Source organism: Planktomarina temperata RCA23, assembly GCF_000738435.1.
Classification (GTDB): Bacteria; Pseudomonadota; Alphaproteobacteria; order Rhodobacterales; family Rhodobacteraceae; genus Planktomarina; species Planktomarina temperata.
This window is the reverse complement of the sequence record NZ_CP003984.1, coordinates 864,414-886,066: the sequence shown is the minus strand read 5'-3', so window position 1 is coordinate 886,066 and position 21,653 is coordinate 864,414. Positions and strand designations below refer to the sequence as shown.

Sequence of the window (21,653 nt, the reverse complement as noted above, 5' to 3'; positions counted from 1 at the left end):
ATGCTCGATAGCACCCACACGGCCGAAAATATAAAAGGCCTCTTCATCAATGGGCAATGGCAACAAACGAGCGGTCATTTTGACGATCTCAATCCGTCCGACGGTCAGGTTTGGGCGCGGGTGCCCAATGCCTCAGTAACGGAAACCAAGCAGGCGATTGACGCGGCCCAGCAAGCCTTCCCCGCATGGTCAGCTCTGAAATTTCAAGAGCGCGCTGAATATATGTTGAAAATCGCGGCGGCGATCGAACGCAAGGCAGATCAATTTGTCAACGCCGCCCAATTTGAAGGTGGCGGCTGGTATGGCAAGGGCATTTATGAGACCAAGGCCATGCCGGAGATATTCAAGGCCGCAGCCGCTTTGTGCTATGCTCCAATTGGAGAGATCCTGCCTTCGTTAAACGGTAAAGTCAGCCAAGCAATCAGAACCCCTATGGGGGTCATCGGTGTCATAAGTCCTTGGAATGTTCCAGGTATTTTGGCCGCACGTCCGTTTTCTTTCGCAATGGCCATGGGCAATACCATCGTTCTCAAGCCTTCGGAAGAGACACCCTATATGGGCGGCATTTTCTTCGCTGAGGTTATGGAAGAAGTGGGACTGCCCCCCGGAGTGTTCAACGTCATTACCTGCTCACGCGATAACGTGGCATCGGTGGGCGATGAAATGGTCGATAATCCGACGGTGAAGGGTGTGGCATTTACAGGCTCAACCGCCGTTGGCAGGCGCATTGCCGCCAAATGTGGCGCGCATTTGAAAAAAGCCTGCATCGAGCTCGGAGGTAAAGACAGCCTCATTGTCTTGGATGATGCGGATATGGACAGAGCGACATCCGCTGCAAGTTTTGGCGCCTTTATGCATCAGGGCCAGGTGTGTATGAGTGTGGAAAAAATATTGGTCCAAGACAGCGTCTATGACAGTTTTATGCAAGGGTTTGTGGCCCGCGCGGCCAAATTGAAAACTGGCAATGTTGCCGATAAATCGAACGTTATCGGACCCTTGATCAATGATCGTCAGGCAGAGCATGTGAAATCTCAATTGCAAGATGCCCTGGCCAAAGGCGCGAAACTTGCGCTGGGTGGCACTGTGAATGGCCGCTTTGTTGAACCTACAATTTTGACTCATGTAAATCCAAGCATGGATATTTGGCGGGATGAAACCTTTGGTCCCGTTGCAATCGTCAGCCGCTTTCACACAGATGCAGAGGCAATCGCGATGAACAATGATACCGAATACGGTCTCTCCTGTGGGATCATCACAAGAAATGAACATCGCGCGATAGACATGGCGCAGAGCCTCGAGACGGGCATGTGCCATGTCAATTGCGCACCGATCAACGATGAAGCCCACGCCCCCTTTGGTGGCACAAAGGCAAGCGGATTAGGCCGCTATGGCGGGCGATGGTCGTTAGAAAGCTTTTCTGAAACGCGATGGATCACCCTAGACCGTGGTCAAAAACCCTTCCCACCTGTGTTTTAATCATGCGCGATTTAGTCAAAGGAAAACGCATTGTCGTCACGGGCTCCTCTTCTGGCATTGGTTGGGAGACAGCGCGCCGTTTAACGGAGCAAGGGGCAGAGGTGCTCGGGATAGATATGACCAAAAACTTCGACCATGTTGAAGAATTCTATCGCGCAGATCTGTCCGACCCCCGCGCAATCGACGCGCTTATTGATGTCTTACCCGATAGGATTGACGGGTTGGTCAATAATGCCGGCCTGCCTCCCACCAAGACTGCAGACCTGCTGCTTCGGGTGAACCTCGTTGGTTTGAAACGCTTAACTTATGGGCTCATCCCAAAACTCGCGGAGGGTGCCAGCATTGTGAATGTCGCCTCACTCGCCGGGATGGGCTGGCCCGACTCTGTCGATGCGATCAAAGCCGCCGAGCATTTAGATTTCTACAATCTTGACGCATTCATCGCGCAATGGAACGTCACATCTGACGGCGGGCGAAGCTATTTCTTTTCGAAAGAAGCGCTTATCGCTTGGACCATGCAAAACCGATGGACCTGGCGAGACAGGGGCATCCGCATGAATTGCGTCAGCCCCGGCCCCGTCGATACTCCAATTCTTGATGATTTCCTCCAAACCCTGGGAGCCCGGGCGGAGGAGGATCGTCGGATCATGGACCGCCCGGGCCGCGCGGAAGACATCGCGCCCGTGATTATGTTTTTGTTAAGTGACATGACCAGCTGGATTCGCGGGACAAATATCCCGACAGACGGCGGCATGGCGTCAAACATTCTGTGCAATAAGCATAGTTTATAAGGAGAGAGAATATGAGTTTCTTAGGCTGGATAATTCTCGTGGTCATCTGTGTGGCCGTTTTCATTGCCCTTGCAGCATGGTGGTATGACCGTGCCACAAATGAAGTGGCCCTCCTGCGAACCGGGATCGGTGGTCGGCGCGTTGTGATTGATGGCGGGGTCATTGCAATCCCCTATTTTCACGAAATCAGCCGCATCAATATGCAAACCCTGCGCCTGGACGTCAGCCGTCATGGGGAGGCCTCATTGATTACGCAAGATCGTTTGCGGGTCGATGTCGGCGCGGAGTTTTATGTGTCCGTATCCCCCAATGCCGATGCGATCACACGCGCCGCGCAAACCTTAGGAAAACGCACATTCCAACGCGATGAGCTTCGCAATCTGATTGATGGCATGATGGTTGACGCGCTCCGCTCTGTCGCAGCGCGAATGACCATGGATGAATTGCACGAAAATCGCGCCCAATTTGTGGCCGATGTGCGCGACGGGTTGAAAGACACTTTGGCGCGTTACGGGTTGCAATTGGACAGTGTGTCCCTAACTGGCCTGGATCAAACTCCCTTCTCCGCGCTTGATGAAAATAATGCTTTCAACGCCGTAGGCATGCGCAAACTTGCTGAGGTGATTGCCAAATCGAAGAAAGAACGCGCCGAAATCCATGCCGATAGCGAAGTCTCTGTTCGCCGTGCAGCGATGGAAGCCTCACGCAAGAGCCTGGAGATTGATCTCGAAGAACGCCGGGCGCAAATCGCGCAACAACAAGAGATTGAAACCCTCGCTGCGGCACAAATTTCTGAAATCGCACGGCAAAAGGCCGAAAGTGAGCGGGCCTCAAGTGAAGCAAAAATCCAAATGGAGACATTCATTCAAAAAGCTGAGGTCGAACGGGAACGCGATATCCTGATCGCCGAGCAAGAGAGTAAAATCGCCGTTTCTGCCAAAAGCACTGAAGAAAGCAAAGCGCAGGCCTCGGCGGATCTCGCCCGTGCAGAGGCGGTCAAAGCCCATGAAACGATTGGCACAACCCGCGCCATCGCCGAGGCCAATCGCCGGGCTGAATTGGCGAAACTATCGGCACAATCTGAAGCCGCAAATACGGCGCTGCGCGCATCGATTGCCGCGGAAAATGAGAAATCCACAGCAAAAGATAAAGCGGCGGCCATTCGCGAGTTGGCGGCCGCAGAAAAAGCCGCACAGATTGCCCAATCGGAAGCCAATCGCGCGCATATTGAGGCAGAAAATGCCCGGTCTGACAATATGATCGCGATGGAGCTGGAGAAAAGCCGGCTCAACGCCATGCCCAAAATCATCACTGAAATGGTGAAGCCAGCAGAGAAGATAAAGTCTATCAACGTGAATCATATCTCTGGCATGGGTCATGGGGTGAGCTCTGGTGGAAAAAGTGATCCGGTCGGGCTGGCGATGGACTCCATCATGGATATGGCCGTCCAATTGCCTCTGCTCAAGAAAATTGGGGATCAGATGGGGGTCTCTTTTGACGAAGTCGCAGATTTCAGCAAGAAGCCAAAAGACTAGGACAAAACCAAAGGCCCAGGCAGCTCACACGGCCGCAGCACCCCCACACAGGCTGGCATCCTCCTGCAATGTGGTTAATGCATGTCTGAGACGGCACAGCGTAGATCAAGCAGTACCTGGCGCTTTTCGGTTCTTATGATGCCAACTGCACGTTGGAGCGCCGCCGGCAGCTCGCGCCCATCTTCGATCCGTTCGGCATGCGCCCGTGACGCGCGCGCGATGGCAGCGAAGTCTGGAAGCGGTTCAAGCGAAGTCAAAGGAACGGTGTTTGACATCGCAGCCGAACCGTCAGGATAGCCATTCACCACAGACCGGCGCACAGCATTCCACATTGCATTATTCTTGATGATCGTGAGAATGGGCAGGCGCAAAGCCTCTGCGATTTGGTGGCAAGCCACGGGATTGGCGAACATATAACTGCCATCACCCATACATGCGATTGTCAGCCGGTCCGGTCGCATCAATTGCGCGCCAAGCGCGGCAGGCATCGCCCAGCCCAGCCCTCCTGCGTGGACGTTATTGAACAGCCTGTTCGGCCCCTTCAGTGTCATATATGCGGGCAATAGGCCCAATTCAGAAAATGCAACGGCCTCCTCGTCCATTATCTCAGACACGCAGTGGCTGATCCATTCAGCGCTCATTGGATTTGTATCGCCTGCCTTGGCTTTGACTTGGGCCGCGTCCCGCCTCTGCGTTGCCGATTGCGCAAGAGCTTTGCTGCGCTGTCCGGCTGCCGACGGTGCCCGCGCCGCGCGGTCAACTGCGAGAATCGCCTCGACAGAATCTGACGAAATGGCAAGATCGGTCCTAAATCCACGCACTGGCATACGCGCGAAATGAGGATCCGGGCCAATGTGTACGACAATGGTTTCTGGACCTGGGGCATTGGTTGCCTCAATCCATGGTGTATCACTATCAAGGACGATAATAAGGTCGGCATCACTTGGCCCGCTGGCATGATAGCCCTGCAAAGCCGGATCGTTTGACGGCAGGACATTGCGCAGCAAAAAAGGTTCAAACACCGCAATCCCATGTTTCGCTGCAAGGGTTGAAAGCGCCCTCGAAAGACGCCCTTCAGTGTCACCGCGCTGGCAAATGATCACGGGGTTCGAGGCCGTTTCAAGAAGACGCGCAAGTTTGATGATGGCCTCTGGATCGGGCAAGATCTTGGTCGCAGAGGGTGGCATCGGATGATGCGTTTGCGTGATTTCTGGCACTATTTCGGACAAAGGTTCTTTCGGGAGTGAGAGGTAAACGGGGCCTTGAGGCTCAGAGGTTGCCAATGACATGGCTCGCATAACAAGTTGTTTTCCCTGCTCAGGATAGCGCATTTCGTAACTATATTTCACCAAATCCCGAACGAGAGACGTCTGGTCAAACATCTCTTGACCATATTGGATCGGCGTCATTCGCGCGCCCTTGCGGCCGCGCTCTGAAATCGGTGTGCGACCTGACATGACCAACATCGGGATATTGTCAGACGCCGCGTTGATCACACCCATCACGGAATTGGCGAGCCCCACATTCACATGCACCATCACCGCCTGGGCGCGACCTGTGACCAAGTAAGCGCCGTGAGCCATTGCGACGGCGGCGGTTTCATGCGGTATCGTCAATGCAACAGGCGCCGCAGATGGATCACGCCGCGCGAGAGCTTCGATGATCGGCGGAAAATCCGTACCGGCATTTGCGAACATATATTGAATGCCAGATTGCGACAGCCCCTCCAGCAAAGACTCCGCGCCCGTTTGTTCGTGACTATGGTCCATCTCTTATCCCTTGCGCCTGAATAAGTTTATTAGGCCTTGTCGGATCGCAAAATTCAAGTAATTTGGTGGATAATCTCACATTGTGGGATTTTAAGAGTTTACTTCGGCAAACCGAAGACAATCTGGGAGGATTACTAATGAAATTTTTATGTACAGCCGCCGCCTTTAGTGTGGCCGCGCTCGTGGGGAGCACCGCATCTGCGCAGAACGTTGGAATTGCGACGTCCAATCCGGGATCTCTGTTCCATAATATAGGAACCGCGGTCGCGAATGCGGCGAATGCAAACGGTCTCAACACGACGATTCAACCCGCAACAAGCCCAAACCAGTTCATTCCCTTCGTCAATGACGGTGGCATCGAATTCGGCGTGGCGAACCTGCAAGAGGTGAATTATTCGATCACGGGCGAGGCCTGGTGGAACGGTAATAAGAATGAAAACATCCGCGTCGTTGGTCAGTTGCAACCTTTGGTCGAGGCCATCTTTGTGCGCAAAGACAGCGATATCATGACAGTTGGCGATTTACGCGGTAAAGCCATGACCGATGGATATACCGCGCAGAATACGATTTTGCCTCAGCTCTCTGCATTTTATGCCACAGCAGGCATGACACGCGATGATGTTGAACAGGTTTCGGTGGCCTCTGTGGTTGCGGGCGCAAATGCCTTTATGGCGGGCGATACGGTCGGGTTCATCTTTGCGCATGGCGCTGGCAAGGTGCGTGAAGCAGATGCCGCCGTGGGTGGTTTGCGTGCTTTAGGCGTAGATGACACCAGCGATGCGGCCCTTGCGGCGGCGCGTGCGCATTGGCCAACGGCCTTCTTCAAAGAGCTCAAAGCGGGCGCAATGCCAGGGGTTCTGGAAGATGATACTTACATCGCTTTCCCGCAAGTTGTCTTTACGCATGCAGGTGCTTCAGATGAGGCGGTCTACCAAATGGCCAAAGCGATGTATGAGCAGGGCAAAGTCATGGGTGAAACATTCCCACCTATGCGCGCGTTCAAACCGGCTGACATGCGCGGAGACATCGGCATTTCAGAATTCCATCCCGGTGCGATCCGTTTTTATGAAGAAGTCGGGTTGAAATAAACGTCGATGAAAGACACCGCGCAAATTCAAGAGGGCGTTCGCGGCCTCTTGCCTGGGGGGTGGAGCACGCTCAGCAATGCGCTGGCGGCTCTGCTGACCTTGATGGCCATAGGCTGGGCGATGTCGTTCCAGCGCCAAATCGGTCTTGATCTTTATCCTCAGCAATTCTTTGCGGCGATGTTGGCTTTGACTTTGGCATTGGCGTTTTTGACGCTGCCGTTCAGACGTGGCATAAACCGCCCAAAGGCGCCCTGGTACGATGTGGTACTGGCTTTGATCAGCTTGATTGCCGTTGGATATATTGCAGTGCGTTATCCTGACCTGGTGTTGATGATTTTCTCACGCCCACCAGAGCTTTGGATCCCCAGCGTGCTCATTGTTCTATTGACGCTCGAAGCCCTGCGGCGCGCCTGTGGATGGGCTTTAGTCATCATCATTATGGCTTTCCTGTTTTACGCTTTATTTGGCGATCTCTTCCCCGGAAGACTTCAGGGCCGCGCACAGAACTGGCAATTGCTTGCAGGCTATATGGCTGTAGACTCAAACGGCATCCTTGGCTTGCCCATGTCTGTCGCCACAACCATCGTGGTCGCCTTTATCTTCTTTGGTGTTTTGCTTGGCGTCACAGGCGGGACTACTTTTTTCACAGATGCTGCGATGATTGGGATGGGGCGATATCGTGGTGGATCAATGAAAATCTCAGTGCTCGCCTCTGGCTTGTTCGGTTCCATCTCAGGCTCTGCCGTGGCAAATGTTGTGGGCACAGGCGTTGTGACGATCCCGATGATCAAGAACGATGGTTATCCCGCGCATAAGGCCGGCGCGATTGAAGCGGTCGCCTCCACGGGCGGGCAATTGATGCCGCCTGTCATGGGGGCTGCGGCCTTCTTAATGGCTGAATTTCTGGCAGTTCCATATTCTGCAATCGTGTCAGCAGCGCTTATCCCAGCGCTCCTCTATTACGTTTCGTTGTTCATTCAAGCGGATCTTGAAGCCGCCAAACTTGGCATTCGCCCCGTGTCAAAGGATCAAATCCCTTCAGGGCGAAAAGTATTGACGGGTCTGCATTTCGCCTTTGCTTTTGCAGTGCTGATTTACCTGTTATTTTGGCAACGATATCAACCTGAGCGCGCGGCGCTTTGGGCCGCGCTTGCGCTGACAATCACATCCTTAATGATTGGTTATGGCGGTGTGAGACCAAGCATCCGGGCTGTGTTCAACGCCTTTTCCAAGACAGGCCATTCGGTTGTCGAAATTTTGCTTATTTCTGCCGCAAGCGGCTTTGTCATCGGCGTTTTGAACATCACCGGGCTCAGCTTCAACCTGACCTATCTTTTGGTGCAGGTCGGAGGATCATCCTTGATTGCACTGCTGGCATTATCGGCAATCGTGTGCATCGTCTTGGGCATGGGACTGCCGACGCTCGGGGTCTATGTCTTGCTTGCAGCTTTGGTCGCGCCTGCGCTCATTCAGCTTGGGGTCGAGCCCATTGCGGCACATCTTTACGTGCTCTATTTCGGTATGATGTCAATGATTACCCCACCCATTGCACTCGCAGCCTTTGCCGCGGCCTCAATCGCGAGGGCACCTTCAATGGCAACAGGTTGGGCTGCTATGCGCTTTGGATGGTTGGCATATGTCATACCGGTTCTCTTCGTATTCTCGCCTGCCTTGATCATGATCGGAACCCCTTTGGCCATCGGGGTTGCAATTTTGACTGCGGGTCTCGGGGTTTGGTTGATTTCGGCGGCGCTGGCGGGATATTTTAGCGGCCCGCTCTCCGCCTCCATGCGCATTTTGTTTGGCGCCACAGGCGTTCTGGCGCTCATTCCGTCAGATGCTTTTTCAGGGGCTGGTTACACCGATGCACTTGGCGTCGTGCTTGGCCTTGCTTTGATGCTTTACGATGTCTATCGCCGCCGGCAAGAGAGGCTAACATGAATTCTGCGGACAAATTGCTTGGCGTGCTTGGGCTATTTTCTGAAGAACGGCCTGAGTGGACCGCAGAGCAAATGATGAAAGAAACTGGCTTCACGCGGCCGACGCTATATCGCTATCTTAAATCCCTGCGTGAAACCGGCTTAGTGACATCGGTTTCAGGGTCAGCGTTTTCCTTGGGGCCGCGCGTGACGGAACTTGATTATTTGATGCGCAAGGCCGATCCATTGATCGCGCACGGGCAAAGCGCTTTGGAGGAGCTCACCGCGCAATCCCAATGTTCCGCTTTTCTCGTGCGTTGGTACAGGCGCAAAATTCTTTGCGTTTCCTCCCTCGTTTCTGCGCGCGCACCCGTTACAAGCTATCCGCGCGGACGCCCGATGCCTTTAGCGCGCGGCGCGATCTCGCGGGCAATCTTGGCTTGGCTGTCAAAACGCGAGCAGGAGGAGATCGGGGGATCTAATCTGGCTGAATTTGCCCGAATGGGAGCCGGTGAAACTGTTGATCAAATCCACGCAACCCTGCGCCGCGTGCGCAAAGAAGGAGTTGCGATTGCTTATGGTGAATTAACGCCCGGCGTGGTTGGTATTGCAGCGCCCATTCTGGATGCAGGCTCCGCACCGGCGGCTGCGCTTTGCATGACGGTCGCCGAGACAGAAGTCACACCAAAACAAACCACTTACCTTGCAAGCCGCGTGCGTGATCTGGCGCAAGGTATCTCTGCGAAATTGATTGACACCGACAACACCAAGCACAGCGCTCAAGAAAATAGAATGGAAACCAGATGAAAAAAATAGACGTCTTTACCCATATTTGGCCAAAGCCTTTTCATAACGCGCTGATTGATCATTTGGGCCACACAACGGATATCACACGCCGGTCTGAAGCAGTGCCTATGATGACCAATTTAGATCGCCGTTTCGAAGTTATGGATATGTTCGGGCCAGATTACTGCCAGATCTTATCGCTCGCGTCGCCGCCCTTTGAATTATATGCAGATCCCGCAAAGTCACTCGATTTAGCGACAATTGCCTCCGATAGTATGGCTGAACTTTGCCAGCAATATCCCGATCGCTTCCCCGGCTTTATTGGCACCGCAATCATGTCAAATCCCGAGAAAATGGTTGAGGACGCGCGCCGCAATATTGAAGATCTTGGCGCAGTTGGCATGCAGATTTTTACCAATGTAATGGGCAAGCCGCTTGATTTGCCCGAATTTGACCCATTTTTTGAGTATATGGCCAGCACTGGAAAGCCAATCTGGATGCATCCGTCGCGGGGTGCGAATTTCACCGATTATTTGACTGAAGAGCAGTCGGAATATGAGATTTGGTGGACTTTCGGCTGGCCCTATGAAACCTCAGCTGCGATGGCACGGCTTGTGTTTTCCGGCACCTTTGATCGTCATCCCAATCTAAAAATTATTACCCATCACGCTGGCGGCATGATCCCCTTCTTTGAAGGTCGTGTGGGCGCTGGTTGGGATCAGATGGGCGCGCGCACGACAGCCAAGGATTTACAGAAGGTTCTCAAAGCCTTGAAACGCCCCCATTTGGAGTATTTCAAGGAATTCTACGCCGACACCGCAAGCTTTGGCTCGCAAAAGGCGATTGAGCATGCGATTGAATTCTTTAGCGAGGATCGTGTCATGTTCGCCTCCGACGCGCCTTTTGATCCTGAGGGTGGGCCGATGTATATCCGCGACACAATGGCCGTTATTGATCGCATGGATATATCAGATGCGGCGCGGCAGAAAATCTATCAGGACAACGCAGTCGCGCTTTTGGGCCTCAAGCTATGATTGCTGGGCACCATATCGCAGGCGCGCCAATCTATGAGGGCGCGGTTGAACAAAGTGTTGACCCGGCGGATCAAACTGAGGTTGGCACTTATCATCTCGGATCTCGAAACTTGGTCGATCACGCAGCGCAGGTGGCGCGCAGGGCATTTATTGAGCTCAACTGGTCGGCCAATCCGCGCTTGCGTGCCCAGGCTTTGAGCGAGATTGCAGATCAGCTTGAGGCCGCAAAAGAGTCGATTGCGGATTTGGTCGTGCAAGAGAATGGCAAGCTGCGCAGCGAAGCCATGGGCGAAACCATGGGCGCGATTTCTGAGACGCGCTATTATGCAGGTCTTGCGCGCAACATTCGCGGCACAATGCAGGAAGTTTTGCCTGGTCAGATGTCGTTGTTTCACCGTGAAGCCGCTGGTGTCGCTGGCATTATTGTGCCGTGGAATGCGCCTGTCACCTTGCTCATGCGCTCCCTTGCGCCTGCTTTGGCGGCGGGTTGTACCTGTGTGATAAAACCTGCAACGCAAACGCCACTGGTGCACGCAAAACTGATGGAGTGCATTACGGGTGCTCCATCTTTGCCAAGTGGTGTGGTCAATTCCGTCAATGAGAATGGCATCGAAGTCGGGCAGGCCATCGTTGCCTCACCATTGATTGATGTGATCTCTTTCACCGGCTCCAGCAGGACAGGTCAAGCCGTCATGGCGGGGGCGTCAACCACCCTTAAACGTGTGGGTTTGGAGTTGGGTGGCAAAGCACCGGCCTTGATTTTTCACGATGCCGACATCGACAAGGCCGTGACGGAGCTGACCTACGGCTCCCTGAATATGGCCGGTCAAATCTGCGTTGCCGCGGCGCGCTTCCTTGTTCACTCAAGCATTGCAAAGAGGTTCGAAGAGCGCATGATCGCAGCCTATAGAGCTGTAAGAGTTGGGCGCGGCAGTGATCCTGCCAGCACAATGGGCTCTCTCATTGATCTTCCCAGCCAACAGCGCATTTTGCGGTTGATTGAGCAGGCTGGCGACGAAGGTCGTATGATACTGCAAGGCGGTTGGGACGGCGCCGGGGCGTTTTTGACGCCAACCTTTTTTGGCATAGAGGACGTCACCTCTTCCCTCGTTCAGGAGGAACTCTTCGGCCCAATCGTGTCGCTTGAAACATTTGAAGACGAGGCAGAAGCCATTCACAAAGCCAATGCAACGCCCTATGGTTTGGCGGCTTCCGTCTTCACCAAGGATGGAGCCCGCGCGCTCAGGATTAGCCGCGCGATCAGATCGGGCACAGTATGGGTCAACTCGCATTTACGACTTTTTGCCGAAGCGGAAACAGGTGGCTACGGTCAGTCGGGTTTGGGACGTTTGCACGGACCTGAAGGCATGCACGATTTCCTAGAAACCAAACATATCTATCTTGAACCCGGACAGGTGTAGCTCCCATGTATGACGTGATAATAAATGGCGGCGGTCCCGTTGGTACCGGCCTCGCGATTGATCTAGGCCAACGGGGCCTGCGCGTGGCCTTGGTCGAAAAATATCCCACACCCCAACCTGTGCCGAAGGGACAGAACCTGACCCAGCGCACAATGGAACATTTTCGCAGTTGGCACTGCGAAGATGCGCTGCGCGCGGCGCATCCCATTCCGGAGGGCGGTGGTATTGGTGGGATGACCTGTTACGGCACACTTATGACGGACCACCACTATGATTGGCTAAACCGTTCAAAAGTGAAAGACTACTACGCCTGCGCGAACGCGCGTCTGCCGCAATATGAAACGGAGGCAGTTCTACGCGACCGCGCGGCCGAAATAGACGGAATCGACGTGCTCTATGGTTGGCAAGGCGATGTCTTCAAACAAGATGATACCGGGGTCTCATTGCGCGTGTCAGAACGCCACGGTGAGGCTCAAAAGACCCTGCGCGGTGCCTATCTTGTCGGGTGCGATGGCGCCAAATCAATCGTCCGTAGAAGCAGCGGCATTAGGGAGACCGCGACCGAACATGGCAAGCTGATGTCACTTTTAGTTTTTCAATCAGAAGAACTCGATCAACTGCTCAAGCGTTATCCCGGCAAGGCTTTCTACAACGTCCTACACCCTGACTTTGAAGGCTATTGGCAATTTTTTGGACGTGTCGATCATGGGTTGAGTTGGTTTTTTCACGCTCCTGTGCCGCTTGGTACAACTGCGGAGAATTTCGATTTCAGCGGGATGTTGACTAAGGCGGTTGGACAAGAGTTCTCCTTCGACATTAGCTACATTGGCTTTTGGGATCTGCGCGTGACCGTTGCCGACACCTATCGTGCAAACCGTGTTTTCGTAGCGGGTGACGCGGCTCATTCTCATCCCCCCTATGGTGGCTATGGCATAAACCTGGGCTTTGAGGACGCACGCAATTTGGCTTGGAAACTTGTCGCAAACCTGCAAGGCTGGGGCGGCCCTGGCCTGCTGGACAGCTACTCGGGGGAACGACAGCCTGTATTCGCAACAACCGCAGCCGAGTTTATTGAGCGCTTTATCACAGAAGACCGTGATTTCTTGGCGACGCACAGCCCTTCGGATCCCAATTTCGCCGAGCTTTGGCAGGGGCGCAACCAAGGTGCGGACGAAGTCATGGCCTTCGCACCAAACTATGAAGGATCTTCAATTATAGGCGGAAGCGGCCGCCCTTCTGCGCGCGGGAACCACCAATTCACGGCACGCGCTGGTCACCATTTGGCACCGGCAACATTGGCCGATGGAACTCAAGTTTTTGACGCCTTTGGCTCTGGCTTTACTTTGCTCACGACCATAGGCAGCGCGGGATTTGACACGGCGGCGGAAACGCTTGGGGTGCCGTTGCAAGTATTTGAAATGTCACAAGAGGCGGCGGATAGATACCAAAGCCCAATGGTCTTAGTCCGTCCAGACCAATTCGTTGCCTGGGCAGGATCCAGCTGTGATCCGACGTTTGCACTCAAGCGAGCTATTGGTGCGAATTAGGCAAAGGGAAAGCTTGCCCAACCTCCAATTTATGTACCATTTCTTAATAAAGACCTCAACATAACCCAGCTGCCACGCCAAAACATTATGCCCAGTGGCAACACCGGGCTGCGCCTGCCTGCGCCCGGCAGGCGCAGCCCTCATTTCATGTTGAAATGGCGTTATGCAGACGTCTTTAATAGGGTGTTGCCCGCGGAATTCTGACAACATCACTGATTGCATTGAAAGTTTGGTAGCGGCACAGGGACTTGAACCCCGGGCACGCGGATTATGATCGAATACAGTATAATTTAAAAGATTAAAAACATATATTTACAACACAATTATTATGATGTGCTAATAAATGCGCTAAACTCTAACTCACATATTGCATACTCTCCGTGTTCAACACTCACAATATACCTCAAAATCTGTATGGCGTCCAGCAGAACATGTCGCGATAAGTACCCATAAAGTCGCCCTGCCCGCTTCAAGCAAGTTTACTCTGACAGTACCCTCAAATCTCTTTGTCACAAATTTCCACTTGCATAGTTTTCTTTTTTACCACCTTGCTTGTGACAGTGATATTGGCATCGATGTTTACAATTTTGAATTCACCAAACGCAAAGCAGACCCAGAAAAGGTTTCTATAGTCGCAGCAAGTTAATCATCTTACACTGCATGACCGGACGGTATATAATGCTAATATTCACTTCGAAAATTAGAAAATTGCCCCAAAAAAGCTTTATGGGGATTTTGTATTTTGCCGCAGGCATGTTCTTGTTTGCTGCTGTGGATACCATGGCCAAAGTTCTTACTGAAAGTTTTCACCCTCTCCAAGTCGCATGGTCAAGGCAATTAGGCCTGTTTATGGGAATTGTAGTGTTGTTAGTAATTAAAGGGACAGTCATACTACAAACCGATCACTTTTATCTACAGGTTTTGCGAGGCTGTTTAGCAGCAGCTTCAGCCCTAATGTTTATATTTGCAATATCAGTAGTGCCTATTGCTGATGCTGTAGCAGTAAGCTTTGTAGCACCCTTTTTTGTTACAATTTTGGGTGCACTGGTTCTGAGAGAAAGCGTAGGTGTTCGAAGATGGACTGCAATCGCCATCGGCTTTATTGCGTGTTTGATAATTATCAGACCTGGTTTTAGTTCATTTCAACCAGCAGTACTTTTGGTTGTGATCGCAGCGCTTGCTTATGCATTTCGCCAAATAGTATCGCGAATTTTGAGCAGTTCCGATCTCACAATTACAACGGTTGCGTATACAGGGCTGACCGCGAGCTTTCTTTTATCCATTCCACTTCCACTAGTGTGGCGCACACCGGTTGGAAGTAACGAATTTATATTGATTGGAGCGTTGGCGACACTGGCAGCCTTAGCTGAAATATTGGTTATTAAAGCCCTCGAGCTAACACAAACTGTAGTTCTAGCACCGATCCACTACACTTTATTAATTTGGGGCACCGCATACGGTTGGATGGTGTTTGGTCAGTTCCCAGATCAATGGACCTGGTTTGGTTCAGCAATAATTTTTGCAACCGGAATTTATGTGGCGTTGCGAGAATGGAGTAAGAAAAATCAACGCTGACTTCTTTCCTCGCTCTAAAACGGCCTAACGATCCGAAACAAGACGGACAGCTAATTGCTGTTGTGGGAAGAACCTGCCATATTTCAGGCCCGTCATAAAACTGACACTCCAACGGCTGCGTGGGGCGATCCAATTTGCCTCCGATGTCCAATACGGCTCGCTCGCAGTATTTGGGAAAATATTTTTATCAATTTTTGGCGCAGGACATTCAAGGCAAACGATACCCTCCAATTCTGCCAGGCTGGGTAAACGCCATTTCCCTCCAAGCTGTTCATTTGCCTGTAAAATTGCCTGGTCTATCTCGGCATGGCTGAGCCGCATAGCCTCCCCCTGACACTGGTCCTTTGTCGGATCCCATCGCTGACCCAATGAGCAACGCAGCCAAATGATACCCTGTTCCAAATCGGTTACGAAGTTTCCCTGTTTGTAGAATTGTGCATGAGTTGAAGTCGCCAAAATCAGCCCTAATATCAAAACTAGTTTCTTTAACATTTTTCTCTCACCGCTAGAGTTAGTGTGTTACATACAGCAATATGTATACCACCTTCGACTTTTTTGTGCGGAGTTAAACAATTTAGTTTCCGACCAATTCCAACTTGGTACGAAAATTGAAGATGAAATGTCGACAACGATGAAAAGGTACTCAGAATGGATCTAGCTTCTCTTATTGGCCTGGTGGGCGCAGTTGGCATGATCGTGGGCGCCATGCTCTCTGGGGGCGGCCTCGGGGCGTTCATTGATACGGCATCGATCTTGATCGTGTTCGGCGGAACATTTTTTGCTGTCATGTATACAGCGCCCCTGCCCGTTTTTCTGGGCAGTTTTGGCGCCATGTCAAAAGCGTTTTTACCCCCCGTTAAAAAGCCAGATGCTATGATTGAGCGCATGATCGAACTGGCAGCTGTTGCGCGGAAAGATGGCATGATGGCTCTTGAGGGTCAGGCCGTTCCCGACAAATTTTTCGAAAAAGGTTTGCAGATGTTAGTCGATGGCGCAGATGAGCGCACTTTGGTAAGGCAAATGAACCAAGAGATCAAAGCAATGAAGCTGCGCCACGAGGCTAATCAAGGCGTCATCAAAGCTTGGATCGACATCGGTCCAGCAATGGGCATGATCGGAACCTTGGTTGGTTTGGTGCTCATGCTGGGGAATATGGCGGATCCAAAAGCGATCGGCCCTGCTATGGCCGTGGCTTTGCTGACCACCCTATACGGCGCGTTTATAGCCAATGTGCTGTTCGCTCCCATGCTCACGAAGCTGGAAGGCTATACGCTTCACGAGACGACCTATCGCCAGATGGTCATTTCCGGTCTGAGCGGTATTGCCAAAAGCGAAAGCCCGCGCACGATCCAAGACCAGATGGCAGCAAACTTGCCGCCGAAACAACAAGCAAAACTTGAAGCGGCGTAACATCATAAACACCGACTTGCGCCACACCGGAGGCTGTTATGGCTGAACCTGCCGATATTGAAGAAGACGAAGACGAAGACGAATGCCCAAAGTGTCCGCCAGTCGGCGCGCCGGCATGGATGGCAACTTTTGCCGATATGGCTACATTGCTGATGGCCTTTTTTGTTCTGATTTTGTCCTTTGCAGAATTCAATACACCAAAATTTAAAATGATTTCCGGATCCCTTAAAAACGCTTTCGGCGTCCAAAAAACTGTGCCCGTGGTGGAACAACCCAAGGGGACAACCGTGATTTCTCTTGAGTTTAGCCCCTCGCCTAGCCCCTCTGTCACCCAAGAAATGACGCAGCAAACAACGGAACTGCAGAAACCCGAAATTGAGGTTGATAGTAAAAAAGAAGATTCAGTAGACGGCAATCGTCAAGACGATTTTGGCCAAAATCAAGGGACCGGACAGACAGGTGACATGCAAGGCGAACGCACGGCGGCACAAATGGATGCGGCTGAATTGGGTGCAGCGCTTCAATCCGCCATTCAAGATGGCGATGTCTCCGTCGAAATGCTGGGGGAAAATGTTGTAATCAATTTCCCATCCCCTAACGAAACGGAAAAAGATCTACCCAGTCTGCTGGAAGAGACTTTGGCAGCTTTGGCCGAAGCACGAAACGCCAGCGGACAAGCGAAGAGCGAAATTCTTTTGGGCGGCTTGGAACAACAGCTGAAAGAGCTGTCCATGGCCGTTAACGCCGAGGGCAATGGGCCCGGACCCTCCGCGAGGGAACAAGAAAACGAGGTACGCGAACAAGCCGTTCTTGCCAATGCGACGCTCACCGAAAATCAATTGGCAGTAGCGCTACAAGATGAAATTGAACAAGGTTTGGTGACCGTTGAACGTCGAGATGGTTCTGTTTTTGTCACAGTAGGTTCGGGCGGCGCTTTCCCCTCAGGTTCAGCAGATCTCACAGGCGCCGCAACAGATATTCTAAGCCGCGTGGCTTTTGCTTCTATGACATCCAACAGCGAAGTGACAGTCACCGGCCATACAGACAATGTTCAAATATCTGACGGCGCGCTCTATAGAGACAACTGGGATTTGGCCGCAGCGCGGGCTGCGAGCGTGGTGCAATCTATGCAATCCACCGGACTTGTGCCCGCCGGCAAGTTAAAAGCTGTTAGCCTCGGCGAAACCAAGCCTGTCGCGGATAATGACACACCCGAGGGGCGCGAAAAAAACCGCCGTATCGAAATTGAAATCAGTTTTTAACCCACTCACAAGACTTAAAATCTTCTGAAGCTGGTCGTTAAACTACACGAGAGTCAAGCAAAGGGCATAGGTTCATGGCTGTTGATTATTTGAGTACTTTAAACAGCGGCGGCTCCGGTCTAAACATCACGCAGCTGGTGGACAGTATAGTTGCAGCCGAAATTGAACCTGCAAAAGCACTCATCAACAAACAGGTGAGCGAAAACGATCTCGCTATTTCAGAGGTTGCAAAATTTCGCGCGCGCGCAGCAACTCTGGAAGGTGCCCTGAGCGTTGCAGGTGCAACCGGCATATTTCAAGTTCAAAGCTCCAGCGCCGCCACCGCCATTGCCGTGACGGACATGAGCGCATTAGAAACCGGATCTATGTCTGTAAAAACCAATCAATTGGCCACAAGGCAGGTGCTAGAATTCGAAGGTTTTGCCTCACTCGACGCGACAATTCCAGCGGGAAATTTAACTATAGAAACAGGTTCTTGGTCCGTAAATAATGTGTTCACAACGAATCCGGGCGGCACAGCGCAAACGGTTACAATCGCCAGCGGTGGCACATCCCTGTCCGAGTTTTCAAATGTTTTAAATGCTTTAAGCGGAGTGACAGCTCAGGTTATTGCCAAAGGGGATGGCACATTTTCCTTGAGTGTCATGTCTGATTATGGCGCCGAAAATGCATTGCGTCTGACCGCCTCATCTGGCGGGCCAACAGATTTTGACACGACTGACGGCGGCAATGAAATTACTGCTGCGCAGGATGCCGAACTGATTGTCAACGGCATTACTATTTCACGCGAAACCAACACTATATCTGATATTGTAGCGGGTACGACCCTGACGCTTAATGAGGTCACAACCTCAAATGTTAATCTAACAGTCGCCACAAACCTAACAACCGCTAAAGCTGACTTGCAAGCTCTGATCGATCAAATCAATACAATGCGCAGTTATTTGGCAGCAGCAACAGCCCGAGGGGCTAATGGCACAGAACCTGGCGCATTGGCCGGTGACGCATCCATATCTGCCATCAAACGTGAATTGAGCTCAATCACAACAGCGCCCCTAAATGGATTTGGAGATAATCCAGTATATTTGTCAGAGGTAGGCGTTAAAACCAATAGGGACGGAAGTTTAAGCCTCGATGAAACTCAACTAGAGACAATTCTAATCAACAATCCAGAGAAGCTAGATGCGATTTACAACTCCCTAAATGCCATAGAACTCGACACATTAGAGGTCAGCTTTAGCTCCAACGCAACGCCACCTGAGGGCGTACATAGCTTTGCCTATGATGCCGCCAGCGATACCGCAACGCTCAATGAAATATCGCTATCTTCGAGAATTAACAGCGCAGGGGCCCGGGAATTTTACAAAATCGGCGGCACATTTAGTGGGTTGGTCATTAACGCCGGAAACCATGTACAAGCGGATGGCGATCTCAGCACCAAAGTTTACGTTGGTCAGTCCCTTGTCGATAAGTTATCAACCTACTTAGAGACGATTACGGCCACCTCAGGGGACATAACCAAAAAAGAAACATATCTGAATGCCCGTTCGAGCGAATACAAGGAACAGCTTACCGAAGCGGAGACAAAGGCCGATATTATACAGGCTCGAGAGCTTCGTAAGTTTGCAGAAATGGAAAAAGCAGTCACCCAACTTAAGTCAACTGGTGATTATATTACGACACTCATGGATGCCTGGGCGAAGGAGAGCTAACTTTAATATCTTTCGCAATCATCAGCTTATTCATCTTCTGTATCAGCGTGGTTCGACCAATATTAAGTCGATCAGCTGCTGCACTTACCATCCCCCCTGTTTCCTGAAGCGCAGCCTCAATCAACACAACTTCAATGTCGCGCAAATGGCGACGTAAATCGATGTGGTCGTCATGTTCAAACCAGTTCCGATAGTCTTCCGGTTGAGGCAATATGGCCTCGTCAGAACCGAACACTTGCCCCGTCGCATGACCTGGTAAATCACGCGTTGCCTCCCACATCGCATTATTTTCTTCCTCAGGAACAACGCCAGGCACCCGAAGCGTTAAGAGGTTTTCGCGGACATGTTTGCCACTCACCTCCGCACCGGAAAAGATTATAAAAGCCCGTTCCACAACGTTTCTAAGTTCGCGCACATTCCCGGGCCAATCATAACTCATCAAGGCCGTTAAAGCGTTCTGTGAAAACACGGGCAGGGGAACGCCTGGAGATTGCTCGCGCCGTTTATCTATAAGTACGGTAAGCAATTCCAAAACATCCTCACCTCTTTGTTTTAAAGGTGGCACCGTGATCGGGAAGACATTCAATCGATAAAATAAATCTGCACGAAATGTACCTTCCTCAACCATATCCTGCAAATTTTTATGTGTCGCGCAGACAATTCTTAAATCCAATTTAACATCGCTCTTGCCGCCAACTCTCTGGATTGAGTGGTTTTCCAAAACGCGCAGTAATTTGGATTGTAAAGCGAGTGGCATATCTCCGATTTCATCTAAGAAAAGTGTTCCACGGTGGGATTGTTCAAAGCGACCAATGCGTTGTTTGTCAGCACCGGTAAAGGCACCTTTTTCATACCCAAACAACTCTGACTCAATAAGATCACCCGGAATAGCGGCGCAATTTAGCGCTATCAACTTGCCTGATCTCGCACTGTGCGTATGAATTTCTTCTGCCACCAACTCCTTACCTGCTCCTGTTGGACCACAGACCAATACAGGTCCGTTGGAAGAAGCAACAATTTCTATAAGATGCCTCATATCCATCGTTGGCTTTGAGCTTCCAACTATGATTGAATCATTTTTATGCGCGGTTAACTTAGTCAACTTGTCATTTTTACCATTCATAGCGTCGCAACATAAGATTATGTCTACAATATAATTAATACAATAAAAATCCTATACTAAGATGTTAGTAACATCTAACTTCTTGTGTGTTGCCAGTAAATTAAATATGTACTTAAATATACTCTTATCGCAAATACTCCAGTTTGCTGGCAAGGATGATACTTGAGGTCGCCACATGGAACGCAAAGTCTCAACTGCATTGGTAGCTGTACCTACGGCATCGACTGCGATTGCGTTACGCAAGCCTAAACAAGAATCGAAACTGTTGCTGGCAGATGGAGACGTCATTCTGACAAATCGTGAAGAGGTTCGCAATCGCTTGCCCGATATTCTGGGCCGGGCGTTAGCACGCGCCTGGTTGGATTTGCAATTTGAAAAAGACTTTATGACGGACCCCTTACAGGCGCTGGCGGACAGTGGTGTGCACCTACCATCAACTATGCTTGTAGAGGTCAGTAAGACCACTGCGGATCGACCTAAAATTGTCGTTTATGAACAGCAGCAAGGATCAAAGTTTAAGTCTAGAGTTCTGTATTTGCAATTGGTTATGGTGGCCGGAAAATGAGCGTACCGCGCCATATATTGCCCTTGTGGTTTTTACTCGCATTCCTGGTTTTACCAAATTTCCTTTGCGCCAATACCCACGAAACGGATACCGACCAGCAATTTGAGGAAGCCGTCACTGCAGTCCATGCAAAAGCCTATCGTAAGGCGCTCATGCTTTTCAAAAATCTTGCCGAAGATGATATTAGTGACGCTCAGTTCAATGCTGCCCTGTTGATTAAGGCAGGAATGGGACAGCCGAGAAACTATTCGGAAGCCTACTATTGGGCGGTTCTGTCGGATCTCGGCGGAGAGCCCCGCGCACAGACCTTAGTATCCGAACTCGCGGGCATCTTGCCTGCAGAGGACATGGACAGCAACCACACTCGAATTTTGGAACGGTTGACCAAACAATTGGCTGACGGCACATCTCACGCAATCATGAAATTCGCGCGACTTCACTTTGAATTTTTAACAGAGCCGGACTACGAAACCGCCTATATTTGGTATTCGATTGCACAAGCTGTGGGTATAAAAGGTGGTTTTGAAGGCAGTAGGGATGTTGCAAACTACTTGGAATCTATCGATTTGATTGCCGCTCAAAATAAATCTGTCGAAATTTTTGAAAATTCTGCTTTCGCTGAGAATTGAATTCTTAATAA

Annotated in this window: 18 protein-coding genes; 15 read left to right on the top strand and 3 right to left on the bottom strand. The window is 51.3% G+C overall.

The features are described 5' to 3' along the window. From RCA23_RS04235 to RCA23_RS04225, 3 genes are read left to right on the top strand one after another with little or no spacing between them, the layout of a single operon-like run. A complete protein-coding gene (locus RCA23_RS04235; protein ID WP_052377032.1) occupies nt 1–1,476 on the top strand; it encodes an aldehyde dehydrogenase family protein in 1,476 nt (491 codons plus the stop codon). A 2-nt stretch (nt 1,477–1,478) separates the two neighbouring features. Beyond that, nucleotides 1,479–2,267 carry a coniferyl-alcohol dehydrogenase gene (locus RCA23_RS04230; protein ID WP_044049234.1) on the top strand — a complete coding sequence of 263 codons (789 nt, stop codon included), beginning with the start codon at nt 1,479–1,481 and terminating at the stop codon, nt 2,265–2,267. A gap of 11 nt (nt 2,268–2,278) precedes the next feature. Then, on the top strand, nt 2,279–3,802 hold the full coding sequence (locus RCA23_RS04225; protein ID WP_044049233.1) for a flotillin family protein: 1,524 nt from the start codon (nt 2,279–2,281) through the stop codon (nt 3,800–3,802). 74 nt (nt 3,803–3,876) lie between these two features. Here RCA23_RS04225 and RCA23_RS04220 read toward each other — a convergent pair whose 3' ends face one another. Continuing rightward, on the bottom strand, nt 3,877–5,571 hold the full coding sequence (locus RCA23_RS04220; RefSeq protein ID WP_044049232.1) for a thiamine pyrophosphate-requiring protein: 1,695 nt from the start codon (nt 5,569–5,571) through the stop codon (nt 3,877–3,879). A gap of 137 nt (nt 5,572–5,708) precedes the next feature. Here RCA23_RS04220 and RCA23_RS04215 point away from each other — a divergent pair, with 137 nt between their 5' ends. From RCA23_RS04215 to RCA23_RS04185, 7 genes are all read left to right on the top strand, one after another. After that, on the top strand, nt 5,709–6,659 hold the full coding sequence (locus RCA23_RS04215; RefSeq protein ID WP_052377031.1) for a TAXI family TRAP transporter solute-binding subunit: 951 nt from the start codon (nt 5,709–5,711) through the stop codon (nt 6,657–6,659). Between the two features lie 6 nt (nt 6,660–6,665). Further along, nucleotides 6,666–8,600: a TRAP transporter permease gene (locus tag RCA23_RS04210; RefSeq protein ID WP_044049231.1), complete on the top strand. Its 1,935-nt coding sequence runs from the start codon at nt 6,666–6,668 to the stop codon at nt 8,598–8,600. After that, nucleotides 8,597–9,385, top strand: coding sequence for an IclR family transcriptional regulator (locus RCA23_RS04205; RefSeq protein ID WP_052377030.1), 789 nt, complete (start codon nt 8,597–8,599; stop codon nt 9,383–9,385). Before RCA23_RS04210 ends, RCA23_RS04205 begins: the two co-directional genes overlap by 4 nt. Next, on the top strand, nt 9,382–10,398 hold the full coding sequence (locus RCA23_RS04200; RefSeq protein WP_044049230.1) for an amidohydrolase family protein: 1,017 nt from the start codon (nt 9,382–9,384) through the stop codon (nt 10,396–10,398). Before RCA23_RS04205 ends, RCA23_RS04200 begins: the two co-directional genes overlap by 4 nt. Continuing rightward, entirely contained in the window at nt 10,395–11,819 is a 1,425-nt protein-coding gene (locus tag RCA23_RS04195) for an aldehyde dehydrogenase family protein (RefSeq protein ID WP_044049229.1), read from the top strand. Before RCA23_RS04200 ends, RCA23_RS04195 begins: the two co-directional genes overlap by 4 nt. A 5-nt stretch (nt 11,820–11,824) precedes the next feature. Continuing rightward, the gene (locus tag RCA23_RS04190; RefSeq protein ID WP_044049228.1) at nt 11,825–13,366 is read left to right on the top strand and encodes an FAD-dependent monooxygenase; all 1,542 of its coding nucleotides are present in this window, start codon (nt 11,825–11,827) and stop codon (nt 13,364–13,366) included. A 726-nt stretch (nt 13,367–14,092) separates the two neighbouring features. Then, nucleotides 14,093–14,941: an EamA family transporter gene (locus tag RCA23_RS04185; protein WP_044051275.1), complete on the top strand. Its 849-nt coding sequence runs from the start codon at nt 14,093–14,095 to the stop codon at nt 14,939–14,941. Between the two features lie 24 nt (nt 14,942–14,965). Here RCA23_RS04185 and RCA23_RS04180 read toward each other — a convergent pair whose 3' ends face one another. After that, nucleotides 14,966–15,433 carry an Lcl C-terminal domain-containing protein gene (locus tag RCA23_RS04180; protein ID WP_044049227.1) on the bottom strand — a complete coding sequence of 156 codons (468 nt, stop codon included), beginning with the start codon at nt 15,431–15,433 and terminating at the stop codon, nt 14,966–14,968. A 156-nt stretch (nt 15,434–15,589) separates the two neighbouring features. On the opposite strand from RCA23_RS04180, the gene RCA23_RS04175 reads away from it, so the two are divergent. From RCA23_RS04175 to fliD, 3 genes are all read left to right on the top strand, one after another. Then, on the top strand, nt 15,590–16,351 hold the full coding sequence (locus RCA23_RS04175; protein WP_044049226.1) for a motility protein A: 762 nt from the start codon (nt 15,590–15,592) through the stop codon (nt 16,349–16,351). A 38-nt stretch (nt 16,352–16,389) separates the two neighbouring features. Next, the gene (locus RCA23_RS04170) at nt 16,390–17,613 is read left to right on the top strand and encodes an OmpA family protein (protein ID WP_044049225.1); all 1,224 of its coding nucleotides are present in this window, start codon (nt 16,390–16,392) and stop codon (nt 17,611–17,613) included. Nucleotides 17,614–17,687: 74 nt separating this feature from the next. Beyond that, nucleotides 17,688–19,325, top strand: a complete 1,638-nt coding sequence (gene fliD / locus RCA23_RS04165; protein WP_044049224.1) for a flagellar filament capping protein FliD — start codon at nt 17,688–17,690, stop codon at nt 19,323–19,325. Here the strand turns inward: fliD and RCA23_RS04160 are convergent. After that, complete coding sequence (locus tag RCA23_RS04160) at nt 19,297–20,448, bottom strand: sigma-54 interaction domain-containing protein (RefSeq protein ID WP_052377029.1); 1,152 nt, start codon at nt 20,446–20,448, stop codon at nt 19,297–19,299. The two genes, fliD and RCA23_RS04160, sit on opposite strands and share 29 nt — an antisense overlap. A 175-nt stretch (nt 20,449–20,623) precedes the next feature. On the opposite strand from RCA23_RS04160, the gene RCA23_RS04155 reads away from it, so the two are divergent. Together RCA23_RS04155 and RCA23_RS04150 are read left to right on the top strand one after the other, a co-directional pair. Next, on the top strand, nt 20,624–21,013 hold the full coding sequence (locus RCA23_RS04155) for a hypothetical protein (RefSeq protein WP_044049223.1): 390 nt from the start codon (nt 20,624–20,626) through the stop codon (nt 21,011–21,013). After that, on the top strand, nt 21,010–21,642 hold the full coding sequence (locus tag RCA23_RS04150) for an SEL1-like repeat protein (RefSeq protein WP_052377028.1): 633 nt from the start codon (nt 21,010–21,012) through the stop codon (nt 21,640–21,642). The genes RCA23_RS04155 and RCA23_RS04150 overlap by 4 nt, the downstream gene beginning before the upstream one ends. The last annotated feature ends 11 nt before the right edge of the window (nt 21,643–21,653 follow it).

What these genes read in the sequence shown, in the direction of transcription:
- RCA23_RS04150 (WP_052377028.1), top strand. Translation starts at nt 21,010, where the DNA reads ATGAGCGTACCGCGCCATATATTGCCCTTGTGGTTTTTACTCGCATTC.
- RCA23_RS04215 (WP_052377031.1), top strand. Translation starts at nt 5,709, where the DNA reads ATGAAATTTTTATGTACAGCCGCCGCCTTTAGTGTGGCCGCGCTCGTG.
- RCA23_RS04155 (WP_044049223.1), top strand. Translation starts at nt 20,624, where the DNA reads ATGGAACGCAAAGTCTCAACTGCATTGGTAGCTGTACCTACGGCATCG.
- RCA23_RS04205 (WP_052377030.1), top strand. Translation starts at nt 8,597, where the DNA reads ATGAATTCTGCGGACAAATTGCTTGGCGTGCTTGGGCTATTTTCTGAA.
- RCA23_RS04230 (WP_044049234.1), top strand. Translation starts at nt 1,479, where the DNA reads ATGCGCGATTTAGTCAAAGGAAAACGCATTGTCGTCACGGGCTCCTCT.
- RCA23_RS04200 (WP_044049230.1), top strand. Translation starts at nt 9,382, where the DNA reads ATGAAAAAAATAGACGTCTTTACCCATATTTGGCCAAAGCCTTTTCAT.
- RCA23_RS04195 (WP_044049229.1), top strand. Translation starts at nt 10,395, where the DNA reads ATGATTGCTGGGCACCATATCGCAGGCGCGCCAATCTATGAGGGCGCG.
- RCA23_RS04180 (WP_044049227.1), bottom strand. Translation starts at nt 15,433, where the DNA reads ATGTTAAAGAAACTAGTTTTGATATTAGGGCTGATTTTGGCGACTTCA.
- RCA23_RS04160 (WP_052377029.1), bottom strand. Translation starts at nt 20,448, where the DNA reads ATGAATGGTAAAAATGACAAGTTGACTAAGTTAACCGCGCATAAAAAT.
- RCA23_RS04220 (WP_044049232.1), bottom strand. Translation starts at nt 5,571, where the DNA reads ATGGACCATAGTCACGAACAAACGGGCGCGGAGTCTTTGCTGGAGGGG.
- RCA23_RS04175 (WP_044049226.1), top strand. Translation starts at nt 15,590, where the DNA reads ATGGATCTAGCTTCTCTTATTGGCCTGGTGGGCGCAGTTGGCATGATC.
- RCA23_RS04170 (WP_044049225.1), top strand. Translation starts at nt 16,390, where the DNA reads ATGGCTGAACCTGCCGATATTGAAGAAGACGAAGACGAAGACGAATGC.
- RCA23_RS04235 (WP_052377032.1), top strand. Translation starts at nt 1, where the DNA reads ATGCTCGATAGCACCCACACGGCCGAAAATATAAAAGGCCTCTTCATC.
- fliD (WP_044049224.1), top strand. Translation starts at nt 17,688, where the DNA reads ATGGCTGTTGATTATTTGAGTACTTTAAACAGCGGCGGCTCCGGTCTA.
- RCA23_RS04190 (WP_044049228.1), top strand. Translation starts at nt 11,825, where the DNA reads ATGTATGACGTGATAATAAATGGCGGCGGTCCCGTTGGTACCGGCCTC.
- RCA23_RS04225 (WP_044049233.1), top strand. Translation starts at nt 2,279, where the DNA reads ATGAGTTTCTTAGGCTGGATAATTCTCGTGGTCATCTGTGTGGCCGTT.
- RCA23_RS04210 (WP_044049231.1), top strand. Translation starts at nt 6,666, where the DNA reads ATGAAAGACACCGCGCAAATTCAAGAGGGCGTTCGCGGCCTCTTGCCT.
- RCA23_RS04185 (WP_044051275.1), top strand. Translation starts at nt 14,093, where the DNA reads ATGGGGATTTTGTATTTTGCCGCAGGCATGTTCTTGTTTGCTGCTGTG.